This window comes from Sphingobium agri, assembly GCF_023051225.1.
Lineage (GTDB): Bacteria > Pseudomonadota > Alphaproteobacteria > Sphingomonadales > Sphingomonadaceae > Sphingobium > Sphingobium agri.
Window position 1 is genome coordinate 127,152 of record NZ_JALKHS010000021.1, and the last position, 15,996, is coordinate 143,147.

At 63.9% G+C, this 15,996-nt stretch carries 18 protein-coding genes; 10 read left to right on the top strand and 8 right to left on the bottom strand.

The features are described 5' to 3' along the window. The first annotated feature begins 1 nt into the window (after position 1). The 5 genes from MU848_RS18245 to MU848_RS18265 are packed head-to-tail and all read left to right on the top strand — an operon-like array spanning position 2 to position 5,517. Complete coding sequence (locus tag MU848_RS18245) at positions 2-1,507, top strand: type II and III secretion system protein family protein (protein ID WP_247234716.1); 1,506 nt, start codon at positions 2-4, stop codon at positions 1,505-1,507. A gap of 17 nt (positions 1,508-1,524) precedes the next feature. Further along, a complete protein-coding gene (locus tag MU848_RS18250) occupies positions 1,525-2,172 on the top strand; it encodes a CpaD family pilus assembly protein (protein ID WP_097091020.1) in 648 nt (215 codons plus the stop codon). 2 nt (positions 2,173-2,174) lie between these two features. After that, positions 2,175-3,458 carry a pilus assembly protein CpaE gene (locus MU848_RS18255; protein ID WP_247234718.1) on the top strand — a complete coding sequence of 428 codons (1,284 nt, stop codon included), beginning with the start codon at positions 2,175-2,177 and terminating at the stop codon, positions 3,456-3,458. Positions 3,459-3,516: 58 nt separating this feature from the next. Continuing rightward, positions 3,517-4,512 carry a type II secretion system F family protein gene (locus MU848_RS18260; RefSeq protein WP_097091018.1) on the top strand — a complete coding sequence of 332 codons (996 nt, stop codon included), beginning with the start codon at positions 3,517-3,519 and terminating at the stop codon, positions 4,510-4,512. A 15-nt stretch (positions 4,513-4,527) separates the two neighbouring features. Next, complete coding sequence (locus MU848_RS18265) at positions 4,528-5,517, top strand: type II secretion system F family protein (RefSeq protein ID WP_247234720.1); 990 nt, start codon at positions 4,528-4,530, stop codon at positions 5,515-5,517. Positions 5,518-5,572: 55 nt separating this feature from the next. Here the strand turns inward: MU848_RS18265 and MU848_RS18270 are convergent, their stop codons facing one another. The 5 genes from MU848_RS18270 to MU848_RS18290 form a co-directional block, all read right to left on the bottom strand. After that, positions 5,573-6,265, bottom strand: a complete 693-nt coding sequence (locus MU848_RS18270) for an aspartate/glutamate racemase family protein (RefSeq protein ID WP_097091016.1) — start codon at positions 6,263-6,265, stop codon at positions 5,573-5,575. A gap of 59 nt (positions 6,266-6,324) precedes the next feature. Continuing rightward, a complete protein-coding gene (locus MU848_RS18275) occupies positions 6,325-6,978 on the bottom strand; it encodes a hypothetical protein (protein WP_247234722.1) in 654 nt (217 codons plus the stop codon). Further along, the gene (locus MU848_RS18280) at positions 6,975-7,211 is read right to left on the bottom strand and encodes a hypothetical protein (RefSeq protein ID WP_247234724.1); all 237 of its coding nucleotides are present in this window, start codon (positions 7,209-7,211) and stop codon (positions 6,975-6,977) included. Before MU848_RS18280 ends, MU848_RS18275 begins: the two co-directional genes overlap by 4 nt. A gap of 152 nt (positions 7,212-7,363) precedes the next feature. Continuing rightward, positions 7,364-8,482, bottom strand: coding sequence for an NAD(P) transhydrogenase subunit alpha (locus MU848_RS18285; protein ID WP_247234726.1), 1,119 nt, complete (start codon positions 8,480-8,482; stop codon positions 7,364-7,366). A 26-nt stretch (positions 8,483-8,508) separates the two neighbouring features. Then, positions 8,509-8,634, bottom strand: a complete 126-nt coding sequence (locus MU848_RS18290; RefSeq protein WP_176502167.1) for an aa3-type cytochrome c oxidase subunit IV — start codon at positions 8,632-8,634, stop codon at positions 8,509-8,511. Between the two features lie 156 nt (positions 8,635-8,790). Here MU848_RS18290 and MU848_RS18295 point away from each other — a divergent pair, with 156 nt between their 5' ends. Beyond that, positions 8,791-10,239 carry a sigma-54-dependent transcriptional regulator gene (locus MU848_RS18295; protein ID WP_097091012.1) on the top strand — a complete coding sequence of 483 codons (1,449 nt, stop codon included), beginning with the start codon at positions 8,791-8,793 and terminating at the stop codon, positions 10,237-10,239. An 88-nt stretch (positions 10,240-10,327) separates the two neighbouring features. Then, the gene (locus MU848_RS18300) at positions 10,328-10,948 is read left to right on the top strand and encodes a hypothetical protein (protein WP_097092684.1); all 621 of its coding nucleotides are present in this window, start codon (positions 10,328-10,330) and stop codon (positions 10,946-10,948) included. Between the two features lie 163 nt (positions 10,949-11,111). Here the strand turns inward: MU848_RS18300 and MU848_RS18305 are convergent, their stop codons facing one another. Then, entirely contained in the window at positions 11,112-11,927 is an 816-nt protein-coding gene (locus tag MU848_RS18305) for an HpcH/HpaI aldolase/citrate lyase family protein (protein ID WP_247234728.1), read from the bottom strand. 100 nt (positions 11,928-12,027) lie between these two features. On the opposite strand from MU848_RS18305, the gene MU848_RS18310 reads away from it, so the two are divergent. The 3 genes from MU848_RS18310 to MU848_RS18320 all read left to right on the top strand — a co-directional run bounded on the left by MU848_RS18310 (position 12,028) and on the right by MU848_RS18320 (position 14,512). Beyond that, positions 12,028-12,999 carry an SPFH domain-containing protein gene (locus MU848_RS18310; protein WP_097091010.1) on the top strand — a complete coding sequence of 324 codons (972 nt, stop codon included), beginning with the start codon at positions 12,028-12,030 and terminating at the stop codon, positions 12,997-12,999. Then, complete coding sequence (locus MU848_RS18315; protein WP_247234730.1) at positions 12,999-13,442, top strand: NfeD family protein; 444 nt, start codon at positions 12,999-13,001, stop codon at positions 13,440-13,442. Before MU848_RS18310 ends, MU848_RS18315 begins: the two co-directional genes overlap by 1 nt. Before the next feature lie 161 nt (positions 13,443-13,603). Further along, positions 13,604-14,512: a phosphotransferase gene (locus MU848_RS18320; RefSeq protein ID WP_247234733.1), complete on the top strand. Its 909-nt coding sequence runs from the start codon at positions 13,604-13,606 to the stop codon at positions 14,510-14,512. An 80-nt stretch (positions 14,513-14,592) separates the two neighbouring features. On the opposite strand, the gene MU848_RS18325 is transcribed toward MU848_RS18320, so the two are convergent. Both MU848_RS18325 and MU848_RS18330 read right to left on the bottom strand, forming a co-directional pair. Then, entirely contained in the window at positions 14,593-15,408 is an 816-nt protein-coding gene (locus MU848_RS18325) for a ferredoxin--NADP reductase (protein ID WP_247234735.1), read from the bottom strand. Between the two features lie 173 nt (positions 15,409-15,581). Beyond that, a complete protein-coding gene (locus MU848_RS18330) occupies positions 15,582-15,899 on the bottom strand; it encodes a hypothetical protein (protein WP_247234737.1) in 318 nt (105 codons plus the stop codon). Between the last annotated feature and the right edge of the window lie 97 nt (positions 15,900-15,996).

Genomic DNA, 15,996 nt, shown 5'->3' on the forward strand with positions numbered 1-15,996 from the left:
GATGAAGTCTATCAACCTTCAGGCGGGCAAGAAGGCGGTGAAACCGCTCATTGGCCCCGCCATCGCTCTCGGCCTCGCCACCGCCATGGCCGCCACGCCCACGACCGCGCTCAACGCAGCCCCTTCCTCGATGCAGGACAATGCGATCCTGATGTCGGTGGGCGGCAGCAAGGTCATCAACCTGGGCGCGAAAATGTCGGACGTCGTCATCGGCAATCCCGAGGTCGTCGACGTCCATGTTCGTGCGCAGAACCAGCTTTACCTGATCGCGAAGGCAGCGGGCGAAACCACCGTGTTCGCCACCGCCACCAACGGCAAGGTGCTGTTTTCCGGCACCGTCCGCGTCGGCAACAATCTGTCGAACATCGACGACATGCTGCGGCTGGCAATGCCGAACGCGCAGATCGCGGTCAACAAGATGAACGGCATGGTTCTCTTGACCGGCACCGTCGCTGCTCCCGAGGACGCCGCCGAAGCCGAGCGGCTGACGCAGGCCTTCGTGGGCAAGGACGTCACCGTCGTCAGCCGCCTGCGCACCGCGACCCCGCTTCAGGTCAACCTGCAGGTCAAGATCGCCGAAGTCAGCCGCGACCTTGGGCACCAGATCGGCGTGAACATCTCGGCATTGGCGAATGGCAATGGCCGGATCATCGACAGCATCGGCCGGGCCGACCGCAACTTCGTGACACGCGGCACCAATTCTACGGGCGGCACGACGTACACCTTCAACAACCCGACGGACGGCACGACCTCGCTCGGCTTCGTCGCCAACCTGCTCGGCATGGACGTGGCAGGCGCGCTGGACCTTGCCGAATCGAGCGGCCTTGCTACCGCTTTGGCCCAGCCCAATCTGACCGCATTGTCAGGTGAAACCGCCAGCTTCCTGGCAGGCGGCGAATATCCCTATACCGTCAGCAACGGCACGCAGGGCAACAGCATCGAATTCAAACAATATGGCGTGCAGCTCGCCTTCACGCCGACGGTGCTGGCGGACGGACGCATTTCGCTGCGCGTGCGCCCGACCGTGTCGAGCCTCGACTTCTCGGTGAACACGACCGTCCCGGCCCTCAAGAGCCGCACGGCGGAAACCACCGTCGAACTGGGTTCGGGCCAGGCCTTCATGATCGCGGGCCTGCTCAACAACGACACCGCCAACTCGATCAGCAAGACGCCGGGCTTCGGTGAGATCCCGATCCTTGGCAGCCTCTTCAAGTCGCGCCGGTTCCAGCGTCACGAAACCGAACTGGTCATCGTCGTCACCCCCTATCTGGTGAAGCCGATGAATGCGTCGGACGTGCGCCTGCCCACCGACGGTTTCCGCAATGCCAATGTCGCACAGGGCCTTCTGCTCCAACAGGGCAGCGACGGCGTAAGCGGTGCCCGCGCGCCGATGCCGCGCCGCGATCCCGGCAGCCCGGCTCCCGCGCCCGGCCCGCAGGCGGCCGCCCCTCGCGACACGGGCAAGCGTTCGGCGAAGACCGCCGCCGCGCCCGGCTTCAGCTTCTGATCGGAAGGACGACAGTCATGACTTCCCTCTCCGCCAACACCATCGTCCGCTTCGGCGCGCTCGCCCTGATGGCGCTGCCGCTCGCCGCCTGCAATCCCGCCGTCAATCGCGGGGTCGAATCGGTGCATCAACCAGTCGTCGGCCACGACACCTACACCTATGATGTGCAGGCTGGCCCGGACGGCGGCCTCAGCGCTTCGGAAGCCCGCCGCCTGGAAGACTGGTTCGCCTCCATCGGCCTTGGCTATGGCGATCAGGTCGCGATCGTGACCGATGCCTATTACAGCCCTGAACTGCGCGAAGGCATCGCCGATGTCGTCGCCCGCCACGGCATGCTGGTGGGTGAGGACAGCTCCGCCGCCGCAGGCGCTGCGCCTTCCGGCAGCGTCCGGATGGTCGTGCGCCGCGCGACCGCGCGCGTGCCCGGCTGCCCTGACTGGTCGAGCAAGCAGGAAACCGAATCCCAGCTTGGCACTACCTCCAATTTCGGCTGCGGCGTGAACGGCAACCTTGCCGCGATGGTCGCCAATCCGGAGGATCTGGTGCGCGGCCAGAGCAGCGCAAGCGACCTGCGCACCGCCACGTCCAACCGCGCCATTTCGACCTATCGCGAAAAGACCCCGACCGGTTCGGGTGACCTCAAGTCCCTGTCGGGAGGCCGCTGATCATGAACGCACCCTGGAAACCCGCCATGTCTGGACAGCGCGATCCCTTCCACGCCTTCGTCTGCGACGATCATAGCCACGACTTGCTGGCGATGGTTGCCGCTGAAATGGGCTGGGCCCCGGAAAAGGTGAACAAGGGCGGCATGCGCAACGCCGTGCAGAGCCTGTCGGTCAGCGCCAGCCCCCAAATCCTGTTCGTCGACATGTCCGAAAGCGGCGACCCGCTCAATGACATCAACAGCCTGGCCGAAGTGTGCGAGCCCGGCACGGTGGTGATCGCCGCTGGTCAGGTGAATGACGTCCGCCTCTATCGCGACCTCATCGCCAGCGGCATTCAGGATTATCTGCTGAAGCCCTTCGGCGCCGACCAGTTGCGCGACGCGCTGGCACAGGCGCAGGCGGTGTTCTTCGCCCCGCGCGACGCGGGGCCCGAACGGCCGCACCTCACCACTGCCGTCATCGGCACCCGTGGCGGCGTGGGCGCGTCCAGCATCGCGACCTCGCTCGCCTGGCTGCTCAGCGACAAGCAGAAGCGGCCGACCGCACTGCTCGATCTTGACGTCCATTTCGGCACCAACGCGCTGGCGATGGACCTTGAACCGGGCCGTGGCCTCACCGACGCGATCGATAACCCGAGCCGCATCGATGGCCTGTTCATCGAACGCGCGATGGTGCGGGCAAGCGATACGCTGGCGATCCTGTCGGCCGAAGCGCCGATCAGCCAGCCGATGCTGACCGATGGGGGCGCCTTTTACCAGCTGCTGGAAGAATTCCGCGCCGCGTTCGAATGCAGCGTCGTCGATCTGCCGCGCCATATGCTGATCCAGCATCCGCACCTGATGGCCGACGTCAATGTCGCCGTGGTCGTCACCGAACTGACGCTGGCGGCGGCGCGCGATTCGATCCGCATCCTGTCCTGGCTGAAAAGCAACGCGCCCCAGTCGCGCGTGATCGTAGTCGCCAACCGCGTCCATGCAGGCGCGCAGGAAATCAGCCGCAAGGATTTCGAGACGTCGATCGAGCGGAAGGTGGACGTCCTCGTCCCCTTCGACCTGCGGATCGCGGCGCAGTCCGCAAAGCTCGGCAAGACATTGGCCGAAACCGCCAAGGGCAACAAGGTCGGCGCGGCTTGCGTCTCGCTGCTCGACGCGGTCATCGGGGCCGCCGAGGATGGCGATGCCGCCGATGGCAAGCCCGCAAAGAAGAAGAAAGGCGACTCCCTGCTTGGCAAGATCGGTGACCTCAAGGGGCTGATCCCGGCACGCAAGGACAAGGTCAAGGCGTGAGAATACGGCGGGCATGCCGCCATCGGGCGGGGTGCACCTATAGGAAACGGGCGATACCATGAGCAATTCGATATTGCTGATCATGCTGCTGATGACCTTGGCTGGTCTGGCTGTCGTGGCCTTTGCCGGGCCGTCGGCTGAAAAGGCCAGCAAGCGCCGTGTCGCCCTGATCCGCGAACGTCACAGCGGATCGGCGGATGCGATGATGGAAGCGCGCATGCGCAAGGCCATCTCCAACCGGCAGCCCGGCAACGACATGAAGATGCTCGTGTCGCTGGTGCCCAACCCGGAAAATCTGGCCAAGCGCCTCCGCATGACCGGCAAGAAATGGACGGTCAGCCAATATATGACCAGCTGCGCCTTCACAGCGCTTGGCATGGCCGCCTTTCTGATGCTGCGCGGCTTTGCGCCGCTGCTCGCCATCATGATGGGCCTCGCGAGCGGCCTTGCCCTGCCGCACATGTGGGTCAGCCGCCTGATCAAGAAGCGGGTGATGCAGTTCACCATGAAATTCCCCGACGCGCTCGAACTGCTGACCCGCGGTCTGCGCTCGGGCCTGCCGATCACCGAGACGCTGGGCGTCGTCGCGGGCGAAGTGCCGGGCCCCGTGGGTGAGGAATTCAAGCTGATCACCGAACGCATCAAGATCGGCAAGACGATGGACCAGGCCCTGCAGGAAACGGCCGATCGCCTCGGCACGCCGGAATTCCAATTCTTCGTCATCAGCCTGGCGATTCAGCGCGAGACGGGCGGCAACCTTGCCGAAACCTTGTCGAACCTCGCCACCGTGCTGCGTCAGCGCGCACAGATGAAGCTGAAGATCCGCGCCATGTCTTCGGAATCCAAGGCGTCGGCCTATATCATCGGCGCCCTGCCGTTCCTGGTCTTCGGCATGATCTGCTACATCAACTACGGATATATGTCGCCATTCTTCACGCCTGATCCCGCGGGCCTTTTCGGCATGTCGCTGATGCAGGTCATTGGCCTCGGCGGCATGTGCTGGATGGGCATTGGCGTCTTCATCATGTCGCAGATGATCAACTTCGAAATCTGACGGGGGATAAGAGACATGGAAACCGCTTCCCCCGCAGGCACTCTCTTCGGCATGTCCGCCACGGACTTTGGCACCTTGCTCGCCGCGATGGCGACGCTCGCCATGCTGTTTGTGCTCTACACGGTGATGACCGTGCGCGACCCGATGGCCAAGCGCGTCAAGGCGCTCAACGAACGGCGTGAACAGCTGAAGGCCGGGATCACCGCCTCCACCGCGCGCCGCCGCGCCAAGCTGGTCAAGAAGAACCAGACGACCGATCAGATGCGGGCCTTCCTGTCCAGCCTGAAGGTGCTGCAGGACGATCAGCTCAAGGATTCGCAAACCAAGCTGGCGCAGGCCGGTATCCGGTCGAAGGATCTGGCGGTCGCCGTCATCTTCGGCCGCATGGTGCTGCCGATCGTCATCGGCGGCCTGGCCGCGCTGCTGCTCTATGGCGTAGGCATCTATCCCGACTGGGGCGGTGCAAAGCGCTTCATGGCGTTCGCCGTGGCGCTGCTGCTGTCCTACAAGGCGCCCGACATCTTCATCGACAACAAGATTCAGAAGCGTTCCGCCGCCATTCGCAAGGGCCTGCCCGACGCGCTCGACCTGCTCGTCATCTGCGCCGAGGCTGGCTTGACGGTGGACGCCGCCTTCGCCCGCGTCGCCAAGGAACTGGGCAAGGCCTATCCGGAGCTGGGCGACGAATTCCAGCTGACCGCGATCGAGCTCAGCTTCCTCACCGAACGGCGCATGGCGTTCGAAAACCTGGCCAATCGGGTAAAGCTCGACGCGGTCAAGGGCGTGGTGACGACCATGATCCAGACGGAAAAATACGGCACCCCGCTGGCATCCGCGTTGCGCGTGCTATCCGCTGAATTCCGCCATGAACGCATGATGCGCGCCGAGGAAAAGGCCGCGCGCCTGCCCGCCATCATGACGGTGCCGCTCATCCTCTTCATCCTGCCGACGCTGTTCGTCGTGATCCTTGGGCCAGCGGCGTGCTCGATCAGCTCGTCATTCTGAAACAGGCTAAAAAGGGGAGGAAGGGGACGTCCGGGGGGCGTCCCCTTTTTTGTGCTCAATCCCCCAGGATCACATCGACCCCGGCCCGAGCATGGATGGCGGTGCCGTCGTAGATGGGCAGCACGTTCGCCTTCACATCGACGATCATTTCCAGTTCGGTGCAGGCCAGGATCGCCGCCTGAACATTTTCCTTCGCGATGTCCGTCAGTTCCGAGCGCATATAGCGTTCGGACTCGCGGCTCACCTTGCCGATCGTCAGTTCCTCATAGACGATGCGGTCGATCCGCTCGGCGAGGTCCAGGTCTGGGGGCAGCAGCGAGATGCCGTGGCCGACCAGCCGCTGGCGGTAGAATTTCTCCGTCATGACGTTGCGGGTGCCGATCAGCGCGGCCCTTTGCACGCCATCGGCCTTCATCTTGCGGCCGACCGCATCGGCGATGTTGATGATCGGCGTGTCCACCCCGCCCTGCACCTCGTCATAGACACGGTGCATGCTGTTGGCGCAGATCAGCAGCGCCTTGGCGCCTGCCTGCTCCAGCCGCCGGGCGGATGCCGTTAGCACCTGCGCTGCATAGGCCCATTCCTCTTCGGTGGTGGAGCGGCCGATTTCGGCGAAGTCGAGGCTCTCGATCAGCAGCGGGGCGCTGTGCTGCCCGCCCTTTGCCCGGTAAACCGCCTGATTGATGATCTGATAATAGCGTGCTGTGGATGTCCAGCTGAGACCGCCGATCAGGCCGAGCTTCTGCATGGTGCGTCTTTACCCCAATTGCCGCCCGGAAACTGCCCCGGCGTCCGTCCGCTCCAGCGTTACGGACGGGACCCCGCATCGGCAAGCCCCTTCCCGCGCGCTCCGCCACATATGCGCAGCGCAACGCCCGTTCCGGCAGCAGCTGAAAGCCCTCCCGCAGCCAGGAGCCCCACATTTTCCAGCAGGAATGCGAGCGCGGCGGCGGACCAGCCCGCCATAGCGATGGCGAGGACGAGCAGCAGCATGGCGGGCCGCTCCAGCCGAAACAGCACGATAAGCGCGCAGGTCGACGCACCGATGCCACCCATGGTGACGACTGCCAGCGCCAGCATATGCCGCGCGGCAACGCCGGTGCTTCCCTCGTCGACCAGCCCGAAAGCATAAGGGTTGAGCCAGGCCGCCGCTGCTGCAAACAGCATCGCCGCTGCCGAGAACCCGGTGAATATCGTCAACAGCGGCATCCATCGGCCGCGCGGCCATTCCCGTCCCAGCAGCAAGCCTAAGCCGCCGCCCACGATCAACGCGCCGATGATATCGGGTCCGTTGATGACGTCCATGTCATACACCGCCACGGCAGACAGGATGATCGTGCCAGCAAGAGCCGCATGCCGCCGCCTGTCGCTCGTCAGGATTGTAAAGGGCCAAGAAGCGCCCAGGAAAAGCAGCGCCGCGAGGGCCTGCCCGATCAGGATCAGGTCAAAGCTGGCAATCATGGACGTTTCGCCGCCTGCCCGGCTTTGGCGCTCCGGCGCGCCGCGATGGCGCCGCCGAAGAAGGATGCGCTCGCCAACATGACCGCGACCAAACTCACATAGCGGGCGACGGGACTACTCACCTCAGCCGCGATGGTCAGCGTTGCGGCGATGGCTGCAGGCGGCAGCAGAAACAGCGGGAGGACAGCGCCGGTTTCGTCCAGGCGCAAACGCCAGGCAGAGATCGCCCCCATTGAACAGGCCAGAAGGAAACAGAGGAGGAGAAGCGCGCTCATTCCTACCCTTCAGACGCGATCGTCCGGTCCTGCCTGATCCATGGAAAGGCGCGATACGACGCCGAAGCCCTCCCCCTCAGGCTTTGCCAGAGGGGGAGGAGCATGCCGATTTACAGCAGGCGGTCGCTGACGACCTTGCCGCCCTGCGTCACGCGGATGGCGTTGCCGATTTCCTCGTCCAGCACCGGCGCATTCTGTTCCTTGTTCCAGAAGGCCGAGAGGAAATTATAGAGGTTGCGCGCGAACAGCGCCGAGGCGTCGGCGGCAAGGCGCGAGGGCACATTCTTGTGGCCCACGATCTTCACGCCATGACGCTCGACCACCTGGCCCAGCACTGCGCCTTCTACATTGCCGCCCTGTTCGACGGCGAGGTCGACGATCACGCTGCCCGGCTTCATCGTCGCGATCTGCGCATCGGTGATAAGGCGCGGCGCGGGCTTGCCCGGAATCAGCGCCGTCGTGATGACGATGTCCTGCTTGGCGATGTGGCTGGACACCAGTTCGGCCTGCGCCTTTTGGTAATCCTCGGACATTTCGGTGGCATAGCCGCCCTTGCCCTCGCCCTCGATGCCAGCGACGCTTTCGACGAAGACCGCCTTTGCGCCCAGGCTTTCAATCTGTTCCTTGGTCGCAGAGCGCACGTCGGTCGCCGACACCTGCGCGCCCAGGCGCTTGGCCGTCGCGATCGCCTGAAGCCCGGCGACGCCCACGCCCATGACAAAAGCCTTGGCCGGGGAGATCGTCCCCGCAGCCGTCATCATCATCGGGAAAGCGCGGCCATATTCGGACGCTGCGTCCAGCACCGCCTTGTAGCCGGACAGGTTCGACTGCGAAGACAGGATGTCCATCGACTGCGCGCGCGTGATGCGCGGCATGAACTCCATCGCCAACGCCTCATAGCCCGCCTGCGCATAGGCGTCAACGCGCGCGCGCTCGACAAAGGGGTTGAGGCCAGCGACGATCCACGAACCCGGCTTCGCGCCCGTGATGCTGGCGACGTCAGGACCCTGGACGCCCAGAATGATGTCCGCGCCCGCGACCGTCGCCGCGCGGTCCGCAATAGTCGCGCCCATGGCGGCATAGTCGGCGTCGGCGATGGCGGCGGTAAGGCCCGCGCCCGCTTCGACGGCAACATCGGCGCCCAGCGCCTTGAACTTCTTGACGGTTTCCGGCGTACCGGCAACGCGGCGCTCACCCTCGGCGAGCTCCTTGATAATAGCGATCTTCATCGACATCCCCCTGGTGGCGCCGGTCTTTAGCTGGAGATCAGCAGAACGACGATCGCAGCGACGATCACGCTTGCGATAGTGCCCCACTTCACGAGGGCCACGAACCCTGTGTAGGTCTGGGTCGCGCTCTCCATATTTCCTTCTGACGCCATGTCCATTCCCTTGTCGCCTGTGTTTTTGAGCGGGCCCCTCTTATCGACAAGGTTCTCCCCCCTCAACCTCGAAACGGATGAAGAAAAACTTTCCGGTTAAGGGCGCCTTTACCCCCTTGGTCTAGGCTGGCGCCACGGAACAAGAAGAGGGGTAAGATGGCGCGCGACGGCGTTCCCATGCTGATGCTGATCGACGAAGAGCCCGCGCAACGCAGGCTTGTGTCCGCGCTGGCCGCCCGCGCTGGCTGGCGCACGATCTTCGCCAATGACGGCGACATGGCGATCGCCATGCTCGGCACGCAGGACGGGATGCGGCTGGACGCGGTCCTGCTCGACCAGTGGATTCCCGGCCCCGATGCGACCGGCCTCGTCCGCGAATTGCGCAGCCGTCGGCCTGCGCTTCCCATATTGATACTGACCGCGCACAACAGTGTCGCCGTTGCCGTGGACGCCATGCGTGCTGGCGCGACCGACTATCTTGCCAAGCCGGTCGCGCCGGAAAGGCTGCTCTCCGCGCTCAACGCCACCCTGTCGCAGGAGCATGGCAAGGGTGAGCTGCGCCCGCTGACGGAAAAGATATCCGCTGCCCTTTCTTTCGAAGATGTGGTCGGCGCCGCGCCGCAATTCCGCGCCGCCCTCGCGATCGCAGCCAAAGCGGCCCGCGCCCGCGTCCCCGTCCTGATCGAAGGCGAAAGCGGCGTCGGCAAGGATGTGATCGCCCGCGCCATCCACGCGGCCTCCCCCCGCCACAAGCAGGCGATGGTGACGGTGAACTGCGGCGCCATCCCCGCGAACCTCGTCGAATCGGACCTGTTCGGCCATGAGCGCGGCGCCTTTACCGGTGCCTTCGAGCGCCAGGTCGGCAAGTTCGTCGCCGCCGACATGGGCACCATCTTCCTCGATGAAGTCAGCGAAATGCCGCTCGACGCCCAGGTGAAGCTGCTGCGCGTCCTTCAGGATGGCGAGGTGCAGCCCATCGGTGCACGGCGGCCGGTCCATGTCGATGTGCGGATCATCGCCGCCACCAACAAGCGGCTGGTCGATGAAATCGAGGCGGGGCGGTTCCGCGAAGACCTTTATTACCGCCTGAACGTCGTTCAACTGACGATTCCGCCGCTGCGCGAACGCATTGGTGACGTTCCCGCGCTTTGCCGTCATTTGCTCGCCCGCATCGCCAATCAGCCGGGGCTGCGCAGCCTGGGCCTGACCGACGATGCGCTCGCGCTGCTGATGCAGCATGAATGGCCGGGCAATGTGCGCCAGCTGCAAAACGCTCTCTTCCGTGCCGCCGTTCTGTGCGAGGGCGATGCGCTGACGCCGCAGGACTTTCCGCAGATCGCCGCGCAGATCCGGACGCGCGCCAGTGGCGAGCCGCTCCAGCCGCGCCTGCGCGCCGTGCCCGCGACTCACCGGGAAGCGGCGGGCATCACCCTGTTCGAAGGCGACGGCCATGTCCGCCAGCTTGCGGAGATCGAAGCGGATGTCATCCGCCTCGCGATCGGCCATTATCGCGGCCGCATGACGGAGGTCGCCCGCCGCCTGGGCATCGGTCGCTCGACGCTCTACCGCAAGCTTGCCGAGCTTGGGATCGACAGCGCCGCTTGAACGCACCGGCGCAACGCAACGCTCATCCTGCCGCTGCGGATATCGTTGCGCCGTTGAAATGTCGGGCTGGCTATGCTTTGGACTGGGCATGAAAAAACTCAGCCTGGCGACCGCCCTTCCACTCCTCCTGCTGGTAGCCTGCGGGCGCGCCGAGCCGGTGGAAGATATGCCGAGCCAGGAAGAACTGGCCGCAGCCGCCAATGCCGCCGCTGCCAAGGCGCTTGCGGAGGGCAAGGCGGAAGCGGCCGAGAATCGCAATTATGTGAATGACGAACGCGGCTTTTCCATCAGCTTCCCGGAAGGCTGGGAAAAGGACAGCGGCGCCAGCACGCCTGACGGCACCGTCTATCAGGACCCGGGCGCAGGGGCCGACGTCCGCGTCTTCTGGCAGCGCAACGAGGACAAGCAATCGCTCCAGCAGGTCGTCCAGGCGATGAGCAGCGGTTCGGAAGGCGTGGATGGCGACTTCATCGGCGACAATGAATATCGCGGCACCGCCAATGACGGCGAAGGCAATAATGTCGCCGTCCGCCTGCTGCGCCAGCCTGACGGGGGCATCGTCACCGTGACGTTCGTCTATCCCGAAATGCTGAGCGAACAATATCAGCCGATCGCGAAAAGGGTGCTGGACAGCCTGCGTGTCTTCGCGCCGAAGGGGGCGGAGGCCGAGGCAGCAAACGCTGCGACCGCTGCGAACGCGGTGGAGTAACCTCATCTCCCCTCCCGCAAGCGGGAGGGGCCGGGGGTGGGCCTGCGCAAAGTCAGATTTCCCAATCTGAGCCGTAGAAGCTCGCTCCGCTCGCCCCACCCCTAACCCTTCAAACGAGTCACGTGCCTCGTCTGAACGCCTGCGGGAGGGGAACAAGCTCCCCTCAAGGCATAACCGCCTCCGCCCGAGCGATCAGCGCGCGCGCCTCCTCGACATGCATTCCCTCGATCATTCGCCCCTCGAACCGCTCGGCCCCGCCCGTCGCCGCCTCGATCAGCCGCCGCGCATCGGCCACCGCCTGCGCGTCCGGCCCGAACACCTGGTTGGCGACGGGCACCTGGCTCGGGTGGATCAGCGTCTTGCCGTCGAAGCCCAGCGCATGCCCCGCCGCGCATTCCGCTTCGAACCCCGCTTCATCGTCCAACCGGTTGAACACGCCATCGAACACGGCGACCCGCGCCGCCCGCGCGCTCAGGATCACCGACTGGAGAGCGAAACTCAGCCCTTCCCTCCCCGCCGATGGAGGAATGCCAAGGTCCTGCCGCAGGTCGTTGGTGCCCATGAAGATCCCGGCCGTCCCCTCTTCCGCCGCGATCGACGCAGCGGCAAGAACCCCGGCCGCGCTCTCGATCATGGCAAGCACGGGCTTCTGGCAGACGCTGAACACGTCACGCACCTGCCTGCCGCTTTCGACTTTGGGCAGGATGACATAGTTCGCCGCTGACTTCTTGACGGCGACCATTTCCGGCCCATGCCACGGCGTCCCTTCGACATTGATGCGGACTGCGCACAGCCGTTTGCCAAAGCCTTCCGCCGCCGCCTCCACGGCATTCGCGCGCGCTTCCTCCTTGATGCCGTCAGCCACCGCATCCTCCAGGTCCAGCATCACCATATCGCAAGACAGGGTGCGCGCCTTGGCGATGGCGCGCCTGTTCGATGCGGGCAGGAACAGCAGCGATCGGGCGTGGCGCAGCAACATGACAGGTCTCCTCTTCGGGCCGGGCGGCAGCGGTGACGGTTTGACTTTTCCCGTTAATGATTTCGCGTCATAGTCAAGCGCTTCTTCGGGGGAGAGAAAGATGCTGACGACCTTCGCGCTGACCGTGACTTTCCTGGTGCTCTTCTACCTGGCCGTGAGCGTCAAGGTGGTGCGACAGGGCTATCAATATACCATCGAACGCTTCGGCCGGTTCACCGAAGTGGCAAAGCCCGGCCTCAATTTCTACCCCGCCTTCTTCTACGCCGTCGGGCGCAAGATCAACATGATGGAGCAGGTGGTCGACATTCCGGGGCAGGAGATCATCACCAAGGACAATGCCATGGTGTCGGTCGACGGCGTCGTCTTCTTCCAGGTGCTGGACGCCGCCAAGGCCGCCTATGAAGTGTCGGAGCTTTACGTCGCCATCATGCAGCTGGCGACCACCAACCTGCGCACCGTCATGGGATCGATGGACCTAGACGAAACTTTGTCCAAGCGCGACGAGATCAACGCGCGCCTACTGTCCGTGGTCGATCACGCCACCAACGCCTGGGGCATCAAGATCACCCGTGTCGAGCTGAAGGACATCCGCCCGCCCGCCGATATCGTCAATGCCATGGGCCGCCAGATGAAGGCGGAGCGCGAAAAGCGTGCGCTGATCCTGGAATCGGAAGGTCTGCGCGCCTCTGAAATCCTGAAGGCCGAGGGGCAGAAGCAAAGCCAGATCCTGGAAGCCGAAGGCCGCCGCGAAGCCGCCTTCCGCGACGCCGAAGCCCGCGAGCGCGAGGCGGAGGCGGAAGCCAAGGCAACGCAGATGGTATCTGAAGCCATTGCATCGGGCAACGCGCAGGCGATCAACTATTTCGTCGCGCAGAAATATGTCGAGGCGGTGAGCCAGTTCGCCAATTCGCCCAATGCCAAGACCATCCTCTTCCCCGTGGAAGCCACGCAGTTGATCGGTACGCTGGGCGGCATCGGCGCGCTGGCGAAAGAGGCCTTGGGCAGCGACGGCACACCCACCCCTCCCCCCGCCGCGCCCCGCCGCAGCCCCTTCGCGCAGGGTCAGGGCTGATGGACTGGCTCGGCATGCTGGATGATCATTGGGGCTGGCTGGTCTTCGCCGCCCTGCTTGGCGTCGGTGAAGTGCTATTGCCCGGCGTGTTCCTCATCTGGGTCGCGCTGGCGGCGGCGGTGACGGGACTGATCGCGCTGACGCTGCCGGTCTCGGTACCCGCGCAACTGCTGATCTTCGCCCTGCTGTGCCTGCTTTCGGTCTGGGGCGGCCGCCGCTGGTATGCGGCCAATCCGGTGAACTCGCAGGACCCGCTGCTCAATGATCGCACCGCCCGCCTGATCGGCGAAGTCGTGCTGGTGGTCGAAGCCATCGAAGCAGGCCGGGGCCGCGTGAAGGTCGGCGACAGCGTCTGGTCCTGCCGAGGCCCCGACGCACCTGCGGGCAGCCACGTGCGCGTCATCGGTGCGGATGCATCGGTACTACAAGTGGAACCGGCCTGAGAGGGAAGTTCAGTCCTCACCCCTCCCGCAGGCGTTCAAACGAGGCACGTGACTCGTTTGAAGGGCCGGGGGTGGGCCAGCGCAGCGCCCGAGGACGTTCTTAAACGGCACGCCCGGAGGCTCCCCCCACCCGCAGGCAAGTGGCTTTAAAGAAGGTACGCATGGGGCTGCCAGATTTTGATCTACAGGAGGTGGATGCTCTCATCCGCCGGACTGGCACGGCATTTGAAATAAGCTCTATACTAAGGAGCAACGCCAAATCGATGGTTCTCGACGGTTCCGTCGAAGGTGAGTCTGCCATCTTGAAGATTCTCTTGAATCGGGGAGGTGAGTGCGAGCGCTGGTTCGCCAATGAGTTGAACTTCTACTCCATGCAGCGAACTGCCCCTGTTGATGTAACAACTCCTCGGATGTTGGCCGGAAGTCGGGAGACCGGCTTCTTGCTGTTGAGCCGTATCGAGGGAGAACCAGTAGCCAAAGATCGACTTTATCCTCGCACCGACATCACTGCCGGTGTGCCACTGTTCGACGCACTCCAACGGACGAGAGAATATACCAATTGGTCCGTCCTTCATCCCGGCGCTACAGTTCCAGACCTCCTCTCATCATGTCGCTCCTACGAGGAAGCTGGTTTTGTTCCAAAGAACATGATGATTGAGCCGTTGGCGCTTCTCTCAAGCAAAGAATTGCCGATCGAGTTTGCCCACGGTGATCCCGTACCGTCGAACGTCATAAGATTAAGTGATGGGAACGTCGCCCTACTCGACTGGGAGCACTGCGGATCGAGACTTGCCGGCTTCGACTTGGCGGTTGTCTGGGCAATGAGCCAAGGTGCGCGGGAATACCGCCGACATATTCACCGCCAGATTCAGCACTGGGGCGACCGCGAACTCGATGCCTTCCTCTGCAATCTGCTCTATATATTGGGGCGAGAGACCAAAAATTATCGGATCGCTCAGTTTCCTGGTGCCGAGAAGATATGCGAACAGTTCGCCCTGACACTCACGGAATTGTCTATAGCGTTAAGGCGCGGCATGGATAAATTATCTGCGCTGAATGCGCTGGCTTAGGAGCAGCACTGGCCGCCGCCCACAACCAAAAAGGGCCAGCGTCGCCGCCAGCCCCTCTTGCACCAAAACTCTTCGCCCGCTTACCCCACGAACGCCCGCTCGATCACGAAGGCGCCGGGCGCCGCGTTGGAGCCTTCGGTGAAGCCTTCGCCCTCGAAATAGGCGGCGAACTGCTTGATCATCTCCATGCTGCCGCACATCATGATGCGGTCGGTTTCCGGGTTGAACTTCTTGTCGCCCGCTATGCCTTCGAACAGCGCGCCGCTTTCGACCAGCTTGTCGATGCGCACATTGTTGCGGAACGGCTCGCGCGTGACGGTCGGCACATAGTGGAACTGGTTCGCGGCCTGTTCCGATACCAGCGGATCTTCCGCCAGCTTGCCCGTCAGTTCGTCATGGAAAGCAAGGTCGCTGACCCGGCGGACCGAGTGGACGACGACGACCTCTTCATAAAAGTCATAGACGTCGGGATCGCGCGCCAGGCTGAGGAAGGGCGCGAGGCCCGTGCCGGTCGACAGCATGAAGAGGCGCTTGCCAGGCAGCAGCGCGTCGGTCACCAACGTGCCGGTTGGCTTGCGGCCAAGATAGATCTGGTCGCCCGGCTGGATCAGCTGAAGCTTGGAGGTGAGCGGCCCGTCCTGCACCTTGATCGACAGGAATTCCAATTCCTCGTCCCAAGCCGGGCTGGCCACGGAATAAGCGCGCAGCAGCGGCTTGCCATTGTCGCCCTGAAGCCCGATCATCACGAACTCGCCCGAACGGAAGCGGAAGCTTGCCGGGCGGCTGATGCGGAAGCTGAACAGATGCTCGTTCCAATGCCGGACCGACAGCACGGTTTCGACAGTCAGGGCGCCGGTCGGTTCCAGTACCGGCTTTTCGATCGTCACGTCGCTCAAAACCTTGTCTCCTGCCAAATCCACCTCGCCAACGCCCGGTCAGGACGCCAGTTGCGTGGCTTTCGCAATAAGTGATGGCGGCGCGAATGCCTTTTCGGCCCGTCCAAGGCAAGGTGAAAAAACTTTCATGGCCGATAGCTGACGATCATGCCTGCACGCGTCAGCCGGATTTTTCAGCCGAACAATCCCTTGGCCAACCTGCTGAGTTCGCCGATCGGGCTGCCGTCGCCATCGCTGTCGAACAGGCCGCCCAGCTTGCCCAGCACCGCTTCGGGCCCGCCGAATTGGGCGAACAGTTCCTGCAACTTGTCGGCGGAAACGCCATGCTCCGCCGCCGTGGTGGCGAGCGCCGCGACATCGGTTTCGCCCGACGCGATCTTGCCGCCGATTTCCGCCATCAGCGCCTGCATCTCCTCGGCCGAAAGCCCCAGCTTCGCGGCCACCGCTTCCAATCCGCCCACGCTGTTTATCAGTTGGTCAAACATCGTCATCATCCCGTTATATCAAGCCGCAGGATAGCACCGCCAGCCGCTACCCGAAAGCTAAAGGGGCCGAAAGCAAAAGAGCCGGAAAGGCACATGCCCCCGG

Coding starts and splice junctions, on each gene's coding strand:
- MU848_RS18245 (WP_247234716.1), top strand. CDS start 2: ATGAAGTCTATCAACCTTCAGGCGGGCAAGAAGGCGGTGAAACCGCTC.
- MU848_RS18250 (WP_097091020.1), top strand. CDS start 1,525: ATGACTTCCCTCTCCGCCAACACCATCGTCCGCTTCGGCGCGCTCGCC.
- MU848_RS18255 (WP_247234718.1), top strand. CDS start 2,175: ATGAACGCACCCTGGAAACCCGCCATGTCTGGACAGCGCGATCCCTTC.
- MU848_RS18260 (WP_097091018.1), top strand. CDS start 3,517: ATGAGCAATTCGATATTGCTGATCATGCTGCTGATGACCTTGGCTGGT.
- MU848_RS18265 (WP_247234720.1), top strand. CDS start 4,528: ATGGAAACCGCTTCCCCCGCAGGCACTCTCTTCGGCATGTCCGCCACG.
- MU848_RS18270 (WP_097091016.1), bottom strand. CDS start 6,265: ATGCAGAAGCTCGGCCTGATCGGCGGTCTCAGCTGGACATCCACAGCA.
- MU848_RS18275 (WP_247234722.1), bottom strand. CDS start 6,978: ATGATTGCCAGCTTTGACCTGATCCTGATCGGGCAGGCCCTCGCGGCG.
- MU848_RS18280 (WP_247234724.1), bottom strand. CDS start 7,211: ATGGGGGCGATCTCTGCCTGGCGTTTGCGCCTGGACGAAACCGGCGCT.
- MU848_RS18285 (WP_247234726.1), bottom strand. CDS start 8,482: ATGAAGATCGCTATTATCAAGGAGCTCGCCGAGGGTGAGCGCCGCGTT.
- MU848_RS18290 (WP_176502167.1), bottom strand. CDS start 8,634: ATGGCGTCAGAAGGAAATATGGAGAGCGCGACCCAGACCTACACAGGG.
- MU848_RS18295 (WP_097091012.1), top strand. CDS start 8,791: ATGGCGCGCGACGGCGTTCCCATGCTGATGCTGATCGACGAAGAGCCC.
- MU848_RS18300 (WP_097092684.1), top strand. CDS start 10,328: ATGAAAAAACTCAGCCTGGCGACCGCCCTTCCACTCCTCCTGCTGGTA.
- MU848_RS18305 (WP_247234728.1), bottom strand. CDS start 11,927: ATGTTGCTGCGCCACGCCCGATCGCTGCTGTTCCTGCCCGCATCGAAC.
- MU848_RS18310 (WP_097091010.1), top strand. CDS start 12,028: ATGCTGACGACCTTCGCGCTGACCGTGACTTTCCTGGTGCTCTTCTAC.
- MU848_RS18315 (WP_247234730.1), top strand. CDS start 12,999: ATGGACTGGCTCGGCATGCTGGATGATCATTGGGGCTGGCTGGTCTTC.
- MU848_RS18320 (WP_247234733.1), top strand. CDS start 13,604: ATGGGGCTGCCAGATTTTGATCTACAGGAGGTGGATGCTCTCATCCGC.
- MU848_RS18330 (WP_247234737.1), bottom strand. CDS start 15,899: ATGACGATGTTTGACCAACTGATAAACAGCGTGGGCGGATTGGAAGCG.